The organism is Clostridium sp. ZS2-4, assembly GCF_026719745.1.
Taxonomy (GTDB): domain Bacteria; phylum Bacillota; class Clostridia; order Clostridiales; family Clostridiaceae; genus Clostridium_H.
The window spans coordinates 1-13,484 of record NZ_JAPPRQ010000125.1; the positions used below are offsets into that span (position 1 = coordinate 1).

Below are 13,484 nucleotides of genomic sequence, written 5' to 3' on the forward strand. Positions count from 1 at the left end.
AAAAGCCATTAGAATTAGGTGCTGATGTTGTTCTTCACTCTGCAACTAAATACTTGAATGGACACGGAGATGTTGTTGCAGGATTTGCAGCTGGTAAAGCTGATTTCATTACACAAGTTAAATTATTCGGTATTAAAGATATGACTGGAGCTGTATTAAGTGCTGATGATGCTTACTTGATACTAAGAGGAATGAAAACTCTAGAAATCAGAATGGAGAAACACTGTTCTAACGCAATGAAAGTTGCTGAATTTTTAGAAGCTCATCCAGCAATTGAAAAAGTTTATTATCCAGGACTTGAAAGCTTCGAATACTATGGATTAGCTAAAAAACAAATGAGATTACCTGGTGCTATGATTGCTTTTGAACTTAAAGGTGGAATTGAAGAAGGAAGAACTGTTATGAATAATGTCCACTTAGCTAGCCTTGCAGTAAGTTTAGGTGATGGCGAAACATTAATTCAACACCCTGCTTCAATGACTCACTCTCCATATACTGCCGAAGAAAGAAAGGCTGCTGGAATAAGTGATGGATTAGTTAGATTATCAGTTGGTCTTGAAACTGCTGAAGATATAATTGCTGACTTAAAACACTCTTTGGATTTAATAGTTAAATAAGTTTGATATTTATTTAATATAATGCCATAATAAACTCATTATTTGTTAAGTATTGGGATATATTCTTACTTCTCATGAATGTATCCCCTTAATACCCACTTAAATGAATAAATATGAATTATATACATTGAATCAATTATAAATAGATGATATACTTTAAATCATCGTGTAACCCTTTTCATATTTTTACAATTTTGTCATAATAAATATTAATATAATAATATTAATCTAAAGGAGGAATTATAATGAGTGATAACCAAAACAAAGTAAAATCTAGTGGAATTGCCCTTATCCCCTTCATAGTATTTATAGGTGTTTACCTAGGAGTTGGACTCGTATTGCAAGCGAAAGGTGTTGAAATGGCATTCTATCAATTTCCTGCACCAGTAGCTGTATTTTGTGGTATTATTACTGCATTTCTTCTATTAAAAGGAACAATAAACGAAAAGTTTGAATCTTTTGTAAAAGGTTGTGGAAACCCAGATATCATCATCATGTGTACAATTTATTTATTAGCTGGAGCCTTTGCTGCTGTATCTAAAGCAATGGGTGGAGTAGACTCCACAGTAAATCTAGGTTTAACATATATACCAGCTCAATATGTAATGGCAGGTTTATTCGTTATCGCAGGATTTATATCTATCGCAACTGGAACCTCTGTTGGAGCAATAGCCGCTTTAGGTCCTATAGCTGTAGGAGTTGCTACAAAAGCAGGTCTTCCTTTACCTCTTACTTTAGCCGCTGTATGTGGTGGATCAATGTTTGGTGACAATCTATCTGTAATATCTGATACAACAATTGCTGCAACTAGAACTCAAGGCTGTGAAATGAGAGATAAATTCAGAGTAAATATATTTATTGCAGCTCCAGCAGCAATATTAACAATAATCTTGCTTCTAATTTTTGGACATCCTACAACTATACCTGCAATGCAAACTTATGATTTTAACATAATAAAAGTTTTACCATATATATTTGTATTAGTTTTAGCTTTAGCAGGAATGAACGTTTTTGCTGTATTAACGGGCGGGATATTCCTATCAGGTATAATCGGTCTTGCATACGGTGACTTAAGTATTTTAACCTTTGCACAACAAATATTTACGGGATTTACAAATATGACAGACATATTCCTTTTATCACTGCTTACTGGTGGACTAGCTGAAATGGTTACTAAGGCTGGTGGAATTCAATTCTTATTGAATGGTATTCAAAAAATGATAAGAGGAAAAAAATCAGCAGAAATTGGCATTGCCGCTTTAGTTTCTTTCACAGACGCTGCAGTCGCTAATAACACAGTTGCAATTATCATAAACGGACCTATTGCAAAAGGAATCTGTGAAAAATATAAAATAGATCCTCGTAGAAGTGCATCTTTATTAGATACATTCTCTTGCATATTCCAAGGACTTATCCCATACGGAGCCCAAATGCTTATATTGACAAGCTTTGCTAAAGGTGCAGTATCTCCAACACAAGTTATACCACTGTTATGGTATCAACAACTTCTTGCAGTATCAGCTATAATATCAATATTCGTACCATTTGCTGACGGAATCATTAAGAAAAATCCATGGAAATGGCACAAAGAAGAAGCTACATCTTAATAATGAAATTAAAATAGTAAAATTACCACTTCTTAAAGAAATTTAATTCACAACATTCCATAATAAAATATATATTTCAATTGAGGAGCAAGTCGAATAAACCATATTTGATTTGCTCTTGAAATTTATTTATGGTTATTTTTTACTTGTATTTAATTCAATTTCTTGTTAATATATTCCATAATAGACACTTATAATATATTATAAAAGGAGACAAGTTAATGAAACTGAAAAAGACTTATAGATCTAAAATAACTCTGCTTCTAGCGATGGCAGTAATTATACCCACTATCATTATTTCTATATTTAGCTACTATATCATTAAAGAAAATTTAATAACAAATTTCAATAGTATAATGACTAGTGAAACTTCAAAAGTATCCTCTATATTGAACAGTACTATAAAATATAATAAAGAAGTTATTGATATGATAGGTAATAACTATGATGTAAAGGAATTATCCACACATCCAGAATATGAACAATTTATGATATCTTTCTTTTATGATTGCAAAAAATTTCATAAAGATATAATAACAGCATACTTTGGTCAGGTTACTGGTAAGCACCATGCCACAGTAGATAAACTTCCTGAAGGCTATGATCCACGAACAAGAACCTGGTACAAACAAGCTATTGCTAATGATGGCAAAGTTATTATTACTCAACCATATGAAGATGTAAATAAAAAAGGCAGGTATGTTGTTACTCTTGCTAAAACTGTAAAAGACAATTCTGGACAACTTACTGGGGTAGCAGGTATAGATATTACTCTAAGTGATTTATCCGATAAGATTTCACAAATAAAAATTGGTAAAAACGGATTTGCAACTATAATAGATGCATCTGGTAATATAATAGCATCTAATAACAAAGATTTAATTGGTAAAACATTAAAAGATGAAAACTGGATTACCAAAGTAATAAAAGCTAACAATACTAATATATTAATAAAAGGTGAAAAATTTCATACGTATGCTTTAAAAAACCAAGAAACAAATTACACTATAGCAGCTTTTATCCCTGATAGTGAATTTAATGAGAAAACTGAAAAACTAAGAAATACTATACTAATTATAATTTTAATTTTCTTATCCATTGCTATTATAATCGGAAACATATTTGGAATAAAGCTTTCAAACTCTATAAAAAATATTGTTAAAACTATAAGGAATCTAGGTAATGGAGATTTTTCCGAAAAAATTAAAACTAATAAAAATGAAGCTGAAGAAATAAAAACAATTGGAACTTCACTAAATAAAATGATAGAGGACATAAATTTAGTATTGAAAAACATCAAAGATTCATCTTATCAGCTCAAGGATTCTTCTGAAAATATGTTAGCTGTAACAGAGCAATCTAACTCCGCTGCTGAAGAAATAGCTAAAGCAGTACAGGAAATATCAGAAAGTGCTATAGAACAATCCTCTAACTTGGAAAAAACAGAAGATATAGCTAATAATTTAGGAGAAGAAGTAAATGAATCTATTATAAACGGTAAAAAAATCAAAGAATCCTCTGATAAAGTTAAGTATGCAACAGATGAAGGAATTATAGCTATAAATACTTTAAAAGAAAATTACCAAAAAAATTCAGAAGCTAACGATAAACTTCTACAAGAAATTAATACCCTTGCAGAAAGCTCCAATGAAATAGTTAAAATTACCGATACATTAAGAGAGATAACTGAACAAACTAATCTTTTGGCTTTGAATGCAAGCATAGAAGCAGCTCGTGCTGGAGAATCCGGCCGTGGTTTTGCAGTTGTAGCAGACGAAGTTAGAAAGCTCGCTGAAGAATCAGCTAAGTCTGCTGAAGAAATAAATAATGTATTAATAATAATGCAGCAAAATATAAATAAAGTTCATGAAGGCATTAAAGAAACTAAAAGTTTCAATGATTTGACAGGAAACAGCTTAGATAATACAAGTAACGGATTTATGTATATTATAGAAGATTTAAAAATTCTTACACGTAATATCGAAGATATGAATTCTTCATTAACTGTAATGAACATAAGTAAATCCAATGTTATTGAAAATATATCCAAAGTATCTAGTTTAGCACAAGAAATAACAGCTGCAACAGAAGAAGCTAGTGCTTCTTCACAAGAACAATCAGCTGGATTCCAGCACATTGTACACTTAGCTGAAGCTCTCTCTACCCTTGCTGCACATTTAGAAAGTATCATATCGGAATTTAATATATAATCAATAAATAAATGCATAGATTTTCCTCAAATCTATGCATTTATACTAGTTAAGGAGATCATTTTTATGAAAAACACAAGAATATATTTTTTAATGGCATTATCAGCATTATTTTGGGGTGGTGCATTTATTGCAGGGAAGCTTTCTGCACCATTCATACCACCTTTTACACTTACATTTTTGAGATTCTCTATAGCATCAATAATATTATATGGTGTAATTTTAGTTAAGGAAAAGCGTATATATAAATTAAAAAAAGAAGATATTCCCGTATTTTTATTTACAGGTATAGAAGGACAAGCTAAGTTTCAAAAGACTTATAGGTATTCTCCTTTCCTTTACAGGAGTACTTTTGACTATTACAAATGGTTCTATATCAACTCTTGCAAACATCACCTTTAATACAGGAGACATTTTAATGCTTTTAGCTGTATTATGCTGGGCTTGTTATGGAATCTACAGTAAAAAAGTTATGCCAAGATATTCTCCAATGACATTGACTTTTTATAGCTTTTTATTTTGCACTATATTTTTAATTCCTTTTGTTATATACGAAAAGCCTATAACTTTGATACCTAGTATACCTACTTATTCATATATAGCTGTTTTATATATGAGTATATTTGCATCAGTTATAGGATATCTGGTTCAGCAAATGTCTATAAAACAAATAGGTCCATCCAAAACCTCTATCTTTATAAATTTGGTTCCATTATTCTCTATTATACTATCATCTATTATACTTCATGAGATTATAACGGTAGTAAAAATATTTGCCGCTATTCTAATACTTATAGGGGTTTACATATGCCAAAAATCCAAATAATCATACATACTACTTTTATGCTATACTAAAAACAAAGAATTTATTAGAGAAAGGATAGTAGGAGCATGTTTGTAAATAAAGCTAAGGTTAAAGTGCGTTATGTTGAAACAGATAAAATGGGGGTTGTTCATCATTCCAATTATTATGCCTGGTTTGAGATAGGCAGAGGTGAATTCATTACAGAATCAGGAATAAGCTACAAGGAAATAGAAGAAGAAGGTGTAATGCTTCCATTAGCAGAAAGCAGCTGTAAATACATAGTAGGTGCACAATATGATGATAATCTCATAATTGAAACTTCTATAAAAGAGTTGAATGCGGTAAAAATAATTTTTAACTATAATGTTATTAGAGAAAGTGACAGCAAGCTTTTAGCCAAAGGAAAAACTACTCATGCCTTTGTTAACAATAATTTCAAAATCATAAATATAAAGAAAAAACACCCTTCTATATGGGAAAAATTAAGTGCACTTTATGAAAAATAAATTAAAACTAAAATCCCCTCTATGCTGCTTGGTATTAAGCTCATAGAAGGGATTTTTTAAATTTCACCTATTATATTAGGTCCTCTCGAAAGAGCAGTAAGCCCTGTTCTAACAATTTCTTTAATACCATAAGCCCTCATTAAATCAATAAATGCCGTTATTTTATCTTCATCTCCTGTTATTTCAACTATCATACTTTCATTGTTTAAATCTATAATATTAGCTCTAAAGATGTTAACGGTCTGCATAATAGGCATTTTATCCTTTGGATTTACATTAATCTTTATTAATGCAATTTCTCTAAATACAGATTTTTCTGGGTTTAATTCTACTACTTTTATTACATCAATAAGCTTATTTAATTGCTTAACAATCTGCTCTAAAATTTCCTCATTCTCTTTAATTACAATTGTCATTCTGGATATATCTTCATCTTCAGTAACCCCAACAGATAAACTGTCTATATTATATCCTCTTCTTGTAAACAGTCCTGATATCTTACTTAATACTCCAGAGTGATTTTCTACTAATACTGATAAAACATGCCTAGAAATACCTATCTCTCCCTTCTATAATGTACTTTCTCTTGGATCAACGCAGCACTCTATTAAAAATGTTTTATCTGATGCCATAGCTTCTAAGAATGTATCTTCAAGCTGCTTATTATCCGTAACTCTTCTGCCTTTTAATCCATAAGCTTCCATTAATTTTATAAAATCGGGATTTGAGTTTATTGCAACCCCATAGTTTTCAGAATATCTATTATTTTGGATTTCTCTAACCATTCCAAGCCCTGAGTTATTAAACAATAAGATTATTAACTTTAATCCATATTCAGCAATTGTCCCCAGTTCAAATAAACTCATTTGAAAACCACCATCACCAGCAACTGCTATTACCCGTTTATCTTTACAAGCTATTTTAGCTCCAATAGCTGCCGGTAAGGAATATCCCATAGTGCCAAGACCACCAGAAGCTAAAAACTTCATATTTTTTCTAATATTAAAATTTCGTGCTGTCCAAATTTGATTTTGACCAACATCTGTTGTTATAATAGCATCTTCTTCTACCATCTGTGATAATAGCTTTAATGCATATTTAGGATTCACTCTATCTTCTGTTAATTCTACAAGTTCATTGTCTGTTTTATTAGATTTTATTTCATCTATCCATTCTTCTATATGCAGTGGTTCTATTTCAACTATCAGTTGTTCTAAAATATTTTTACAATCTCCAACTACTGGAATAGTGCATAAAACATTTTTCCCTATCTCAGCTGGATCAATATCGATATGGATAATATCAGTATTATTTCCTAAGAAATTACATCCCGCACATGTACGATCTGCTACTCTACATCCTATAAATATCAAAAGATCAGATTCTTTTACAGCTACATTAGCATGTTTAACCCCATGAGATCCAATTAATCCTACATAGTATGGATTTTCTGACGAAATACCATCCTTCCCCATAAGAGTATGAACAACTGGTATTCCAGATTTTTCAGTAAATTCTTCTAACTGTTTTTGTGCATTAGATAATGAAATACCTCCTCCAATACAAACAAGAGGTCTTTTACTCTTTTTTATTCTATCTACCACTCTTTTTATTTGTCTCTTATGACCCTCAACAGTTGGTTTATAGCCCCTAATATTTATTTCTTTTGGGTATTCAAATTTTATGTCATGTTCCTGAAGATCTGCTGGAATATCAATCAATACTGGCCCTGGACGTCCTGTACGTGCTATATAGAAAGCCTCTTTAAAAATTCTAGGAATATCCTTTGCATCCTTCACTAAATAATTATGCTTTGTAAATGACTCTGTAGCCCCAACAATATCCGCTTCCTGAAAAACATCTTTCCCTATTAAGTGACTTTTAACCTGTCCTGTTATGATTACAAGAGGAATAGAATCCATGTATGCAGTAGCAATTGAAGTTATAACATTAGTTGCCCCAGGACCAGAAGTTACAATACAAACTCCAACTTTTCCTGTTGCTCTGGCAAATCCGCTGGCACAATGTCCTGCTGCCTGTTCATGTCTGGTTAATATATGCTTGATTTCCGTTTTTCTAAGTTCTTCATAAATTTCAATTATAGTAGCTCCAGGATATCCAAAAATTATATCTACATTTTCCTGCTTTAAACATTCAACAACAGCTTGAGAAGCCTTCATTATATCCCTCCTCATCTAAATATTTTGTGATATTATATCTCCCATTTCTTCCGTTCCTACCTGAATCATACCTTTTTCCATAATGTCTACCGTTCTGTATCCTGATTCCAATACTTTAGAAATAGCCTTTTCAATATTCATTGCTGCTTCTTCCATATCTAAACTATATCTAAGCATCATAGCTACACTCATAATTGTTGCAATAGGATTTGCTTTATTCTGCCCTGCTATATCTGGTGCTGAACCATGAATAGGTTCATAAAGACCTATCTTATTAGCACCAACACTGGCAGATGGAAGCATTCCAAGTGAACCTGTAAGCATAGACGCTTCATCACTTAAAATATCTCCAAACATATTTCCTGTAAGTATAACATCAAACTGTTTTGGATTTCTTATAAGCTGCATTGCTGCATTATCTACATACATATAATCTAGATTTATATGTGTATATTCCTTCGCAATTTCTGAAACTACTTCTCTCCACAATCTTGAATTTTCAAGTACATTTGCTTTGTCCACAAGTGTAATCTTTTTATTTCTCTTTTCTGCAATTTCAAATGCAACTTTAGCTATTCTAGATATTTCAGGAGTAGAATAACTCATAGTATCCCACGCTTTTTCACCATCTACTATATCTATTCTATTCTTTTCTCCAAAATAAATTCCACCTGTAAGTTCTCTAACTATCATCATATCCAAACTGTCCCCTAAAATTTCTTCTTTTAGTGGTGAAGCAGCTTTAAGTTGTGGAAACATAATAGCCGGTCTTAGATTAGCGAAAACACCCAATTCTTTTCTTATCTGCAAAAGTCCTGCTTCTGGTCTTAAATTTCTAGGAACATTATCCCATTTAGGACCACCTACTGCTCCTAAAAGAACAGCCTCACTATTTTTACAAACTTCTATAGTTTCATCTGGAAGAGGTACACCTGTTTCATCAATAGCAGCACCACCCATGAGTACTTCCTTATATTCAAAATTACACTTATATTTCTTTGAAATAACTTCAAGTACCTTAAGTGCTTGATTTATTACCTCTGGTCCTATTCCATCACCTTTAATAACTGCTATCTTCATTTTGTATTCACCCTTTCCTTAATATAATTAACAAGTCCGTCACTGTTTATAATTTTCTGCATAAACTCAGGGAAGGGTTGTGCCTTATAAGTTTTATTTGTAGTTTTATTAACTATTATTCCATTGTTTATATCTATTTCTATTTTATCTCCATCTTTTATTTCTCTTGCAGCCTCTTCGCATTCAATTATTGGAAGACCTATATTAATAGAATTTCTATAGAATATTCTTGCGAAAGTTTCTGCAATTACACAGCTGATTCCAGATGCTTTTATAGCTATAGGAGCATGTTCTCTTGACGATCCGCATCCAAAATTCTTTCCCGCTACCATTACATCTCCCTCTGATACCTTATTTACAAAATCTTTATCTAAATCCTCCATGCAGTAAGCCGCAAGCTCCTTTGGATCACTTGTATTCAAATATCTAGCTGGAATTATAACATCCGTATCTATATTATCTCCGTATTTTATTACTTTTCCATTCATCATATTACTTTACTACCTCCTCTGGTGATGCAATTTTCCCAAGTATAGCAGATGCTGCTGCTACAGCAGGACTTGCTAAATAAACTTCACTTTCTACATGCCCCATTCTTCCTACAAAATTTCTATTTGTAGTGGCAACAGCTCTTTCACCTTTTGCTAATATTCCCATATGTCCTCCAAGACAAGGTCCGCAAGTAGGTGTGCTTACTACTGCTCCTGCATTTATAAATGTCTCCAATAGTCCTTCTTTCATAGCTTGAAGATAAATTTTTTGAGTTGCAGGAATAACAATTGCTCTCACAGAAGGATGCACTTCTTTTCCTTCAAAAACCTTAGCAGCAACTCTTAAGTCTTCTATTCTACCATTAGTACAAGAACCTATTACTACCTGATGAATAGGAATATTATCAATATTATCAACAGTTCTCGTATTTTCAGGTAAATGTGGAAAAGCAACTGTCGGTCTTATATTAGATAAATCTATTTCTATAACTTGAGAATATTCCGCATCTTCATCTGCCTTGAATATTTTATATTCCTTAGTTGAATGTTCCTTGATATATTCTATTGTCTTTTCGTCAACTTCAAAAATTCCATTTTTAGCTCCAGCTTCTATAGCCATATTTGCTATTGTAAAACGGTCATCCATACCTAAATTTTTCAGACCATCTCCACTAAACTCCATGGATTTATATCTTGCTCCTTCTACTCCAATCATTCCAATGATGTGAAGAATTACATCCTTACCACTAACCCAAGGCTGAAGTTCTCCTTTTATTTCAAACTTAATTGCTTCTGGAATCTTGAACCAGCATTCTCCTGTAGCCATTCCTGCTCCCATATCTGTACTTCCTATTCCTGTTGAAAAAGCTCCTAGTGCACCATAAGTGCATGTGTGTGAATCTGCTCCAATTACCACATCACCCGCAACTACAAGTCCCTGTTCAGGAATCAAAGCATGCTCAATCCCCATTCTTCCTACTTCAAAATAGTTTACGATATTCTTATCATGTGCAAACTCTCTGCAGCATTTGCACTGTTCTGCTGATTTAATATCCTTATTTGGAGTAAAATGATCTGGCACAATAGCTACCTTATTTTCATCAAAAACTTTGTCTACTCCCATTTTTTGAAATTCTCTAATAGCCACTGGAGTAGTTATATCATTTCCTAAAACCAAATCTAACTTTGCACTGATTAGCTGCCCCGGTTTTACATAATCTATTCCAGCATGTTCTGCTAAAATCTTTTGAGTCATTGTCATTGCCATTTTTATAGCCCCCTTATACTTTAGTTTGTTTCACTTTCCATTTTATTTATAGCATTCATGTATGCTTTTACACTTGCTTCAATAACATCCATACTGATTCCTCTACCAGTGAATTTTTTTCCATCCTTATCTATTTTTACAGTTACCTCTCCTAAGGCATCCTTTCCACTTGTAATAGCTTTAAGTGCATAATCTTCCAGCTTTACATCTACTCCTATAGTTCTTTCAATAGCATTAAATACTGCATTTATAGGCCCATCACCACAAGCTGCTTCCTGAATAACTTTATCCTTATCTTCAACCATTACTGTTGCCGTTGAAATCATAGTATTTCCTGTTGTTACTTGGAAACTTTGAAGATTGTATTTTTCTGAAACTGGAACTACATCTTGATTTACTAATGCTTCAATATCCCTATCTGAAATTTCCTTCTTCTTATCTGCCAAATCTTTAAATCTTCTGAAAGCTTCATCTATTCTGTCTTTATCCAAATTGTATCCAAGCTCTACCAATCTCTCTTGGAAAGCATGTCTGCCTGAATGTTTTCCAAGCACCATATTATTTTCTGTTAATCCAATAGATTCTGGAGTCATGATTTCATAAGTCTCTCTATTCATCAATACTCCATGTTGATGAATTCCTGATTCATGTGCAAAAGCATTAGCTCCTACAATTGCCTTGTTTGGTTGTATATTTACACCTGTCAAGTGACTTACTGTACTGCTGACTCGATGAATCCTTTCAGTAACTATATTTGTATAGCAGTCAAAGTTATCTTTTCTAGTTCTCAATGCCATAGTAATTTCTTCTAAAGCTGTATTTCCCGCTCTCTCTCCTATACCATTTATAGTACATTCGATTTGCTCCGCCCCATTTTCAATGGCTGAAAGTGCATTGGCAACTGCAAGCCCCAAATCATTATGACAGTGAACACTTATAATTGCTTTATCTATATTAGGCACATTTTCTTTTATACCTTTTATAAATAAGCCAAACTCAGCTGGAGTAGCATACCCTACAGTATCCGGAATATTAAGTACTGTAGCTCCTGCATCAATAACTCCTTCTAGAACCTTATAAAGAAACTCAGGACGAGTTCTTGAACCATCTTCCGGTGAAAACTCTATATCAGCACATAACGTTTTAGCATATGCAACCATTTCTACTGCTCTTTTCATTACTTCTTCCGGTTTCATGTTTAGCTTGTATTCCATATGAACATCCGACGTTGCTATAAAAGTATGAATTCTTGGTCTTTCAGCATATTTAAGCGCTTCCCATGCACGATCAATATCCTTTTTATTTGCCCTGGCTAATGCACTTATAATCGGTTTTCTCACTTCTTTTGCTATAGCCTTAACTGCTTCAAAATCCCCATCAGACACTATTGGAAAACCTCCTTCTATAATGTCCACCCCAAGCATTTCAAGTTGTTTAGCAATTTCTAGTTTTTCCTTTACGTTCAAGCTAACCCCTGGTGTTTGCTCTCCATCTCTCAATGTAGTATCCAAAATTTGAATTCTCTTTGTCATTATTATGCCCCCTTAAAATTAAATATAAAAAAGCAGACCACATACACTCTCTTGGAGCGTATGGTCTGCACGCGGTACCATCCAAATTTTTAACTTACTTAAATAACGGCATTTGCCGGCTCAGCCTACTATCATTTCAGCCTGCTGCTCAAGGACTAGTTCAGTAATCGATTATCCGCAGGTTCTCAGCACTCCCCACTCTCTGTAAAACATCCTTATTACCTACTTCTTCCCATCATTGCTTTAACTTCTATTTTTTTTTATCATGTAATAACTATATTATAAAAAAGCTTGCTAATCAAATAATATTTTAATTAGCAATATACTATAAAACGAACATCATGTCAATATATTTTTTAAAATTTTCACAATATTTTCAACTTACGGACTTACAACCAAGTCATCTATTTTACATCTCAAAACACTTGCAAGTACCGCAACTTTTTGTAAACTCGGGTTCTTCTTATCTCCTCTCTCTAACTCCTCTAAATATGACTTTGAAATAGAAGTTTCATATCTAGAATTCTTAGTAAGATTTTCAATATCTCGAGCGGTATACCCTAAACTCACCCTGAATTCTCTAATCTTCTTACCATTTAACATGCTAGAGACCCCCCTTTAAACTCTATAAACTGCATAAAGCTTTTCATAACTTAATTATAATACTTTTTCATTAGAAAAAATAGCATTTAATAAGATTTTACAACTAGTTAATATTTCTTTATTGTTATATGTAGGATCCCCTAACGGAATATCAAATAAGTTGCTATTTTCAGCTACACTGTTTTAATTTTTGTCCATCTTAATAATTTCTTCACTGCAATATTTGTTTCACAATCAACCACTCTATTTTTCCACAAAAGTGGAGTACTGTAAAGTACTCTACTTGAGCATTAACTTGCATAAAACTCAGTTAGTCCAAATAACTACCTTTAAATTTTCAATCCATTTTTTGAACATTTGCAGCTTGTAGTCCTCTTTGCCCTTCTACTACATCAAACATAACTTGTTGGCCTTCATGTAAATCTTTTCTAGGTCCTTGTTCCTTTATTGCAGAATGATGTACAAAAACATCATTTCCTTCTCTGCCAGAAATAAATCCATACCCTTTCTTTCCGTCATACCATTTTACTGTTCCTGTTTCCATATATACTCCTCCAAATTATTAATTTAAGTAAATTACATAATT

General features: G+C 32.6%; 14 protein-coding genes and 1 other annotated feature. Of the genes, 6 read left to right on the forward strand and 8 right to left on the reverse strand.

Annotated elements, in window-relative coordinates:
- From OIO11_RS13675 to OIO11_RS13700, 6 genes are all read left to right on the forward strand, one after another.
- A partial coding sequence (locus OIO11_RS13675) for a PLP-dependent transferase (protein ID WP_268072002.1) occupies positions 1-617 on the forward strand: 617 nt, incomplete at its 5' end.
- A 245-nt stretch (positions 618-862) separates the two neighbouring features.
- Positions 863-2,224 (forward strand): Na+/H+ antiporter NhaC family protein, encoded by a 1,362-nt coding sequence (locus OIO11_RS13680; protein ID WP_268072003.1) that lies wholly within the window; start codon positions 863-865, stop codon positions 2,222-2,224.
- Between the two features lie 221 nt (positions 2,225-2,445).
- Positions 2,446-4,434, forward strand: coding sequence for a methyl-accepting chemotaxis protein (locus tag OIO11_RS13685; protein ID WP_268072004.1), 1,989 nt, complete (start codon positions 2,446-2,448; stop codon positions 4,432-4,434).
- A 66-nt stretch (positions 4,435-4,500) separates the two neighbouring features.
- Positions 4,501-4,836: a DMT family transporter gene (locus OIO11_RS13690; RefSeq protein WP_268072005.1), complete on the forward strand. Its 336-nt coding sequence runs from the start codon at positions 4,501-4,503 to the stop codon at positions 4,834-4,836.
- Positions 4,787-5,260: a DMT family transporter gene (locus OIO11_RS13695; RefSeq protein ID WP_268072006.1), complete on the forward strand. Its 474-nt coding sequence runs from the start codon at positions 4,787-4,789 to the stop codon at positions 5,258-5,260. Before OIO11_RS13690 ends, OIO11_RS13695 begins: the two co-directional genes overlap by 50 nt.
- Positions 5,261-5,325: 65 nt before the next feature.
- Positions 5,326-5,745 (forward strand): acyl-CoA thioesterase, encoded by a 420-nt coding sequence (locus OIO11_RS13700; protein WP_268072007.1) that lies wholly within the window; start codon positions 5,326-5,328, stop codon positions 5,743-5,745.
- A 56-nt stretch (positions 5,746-5,801) separates the two neighbouring features.
- On the opposite strand, the gene ilvN is transcribed toward OIO11_RS13700, so the two are convergent.
- The 8 genes from ilvN to OIO11_RS13740 all read right to left on the reverse strand — a co-directional run bounded on the left by ilvN (position 5,802) and on the right by OIO11_RS13740 (position 13,442).
- A complete protein-coding gene (ilvN, locus tag OIO11_RS13705) occupies positions 5,802-6,299 on the reverse strand; it encodes an acetolactate synthase small subunit (RefSeq protein WP_268072036.1) in 498 nt (165 codons plus the stop codon).
- A 15-nt stretch (positions 6,300-6,314) separates the two neighbouring features.
- Complete coding sequence (ilvB, locus tag OIO11_RS13710) at positions 6,315-7,925, reverse strand: biosynthetic-type acetolactate synthase large subunit (RefSeq protein ID WP_268072008.1); 1,611 nt, start codon at positions 7,923-7,925, stop codon at positions 6,315-6,317.
- Between the two features lie 15 nt (positions 7,926-7,940).
- A complete protein-coding gene (gene leuB, locus OIO11_RS13715) occupies positions 7,941-9,005 on the reverse strand; it encodes a 3-isopropylmalate dehydrogenase (RefSeq protein WP_268072009.1) in 1,065 nt (354 codons plus the stop codon).
- The gene (leuD, locus tag OIO11_RS13720; protein ID WP_442781305.1) at positions 9,002-9,496 is read right to left on the reverse strand and encodes a 3-isopropylmalate dehydratase small subunit; all 495 of its coding nucleotides are present in this window, start codon (positions 9,494-9,496) and stop codon (positions 9,002-9,004) included. Before leuD ends, leuB begins: the two co-directional genes overlap by 4 nt.
- 1 nt (position 9,497) lies before the next feature.
- A complete protein-coding gene (leuC, locus tag OIO11_RS13725) occupies positions 9,498-10,763 on the reverse strand; it encodes a 3-isopropylmalate dehydratase large subunit (RefSeq protein WP_268072010.1) in 1,266 nt (421 codons plus the stop codon).
- 20 nt (positions 10,764-10,783) lie between these two features.
- Positions 10,784-12,295 carry a 2-isopropylmalate synthase gene (locus tag OIO11_RS13730; protein ID WP_268072011.1) on the reverse strand — a complete coding sequence of 504 codons (1,512 nt, stop codon included), beginning with the start codon at positions 12,293-12,295 and terminating at the stop codon, positions 10,784-10,786.
- Between the two features lie 49 nt (positions 12,296-12,344).
- Positions 12,345-12,543 (reverse strand) — a binding site (T-box leader).
- A gap of 133 nt (positions 12,544-12,676) precedes the next feature.
- A complete protein-coding gene (locus OIO11_RS13735) occupies positions 12,677-12,898 on the reverse strand; it encodes a helix-turn-helix domain-containing protein (protein ID WP_268072012.1) in 222 nt (73 codons plus the stop codon).
- A 337-nt stretch (positions 12,899-13,235) separates the two neighbouring features.
- On the reverse strand, positions 13,236-13,442 hold the full coding sequence (locus tag OIO11_RS13740) for a cold-shock protein (protein ID WP_268072013.1): 207 nt from the start codon (positions 13,440-13,442) through the stop codon (positions 13,236-13,238).
- Positions 13,443-13,484 lie beyond the last annotated feature (42 nt).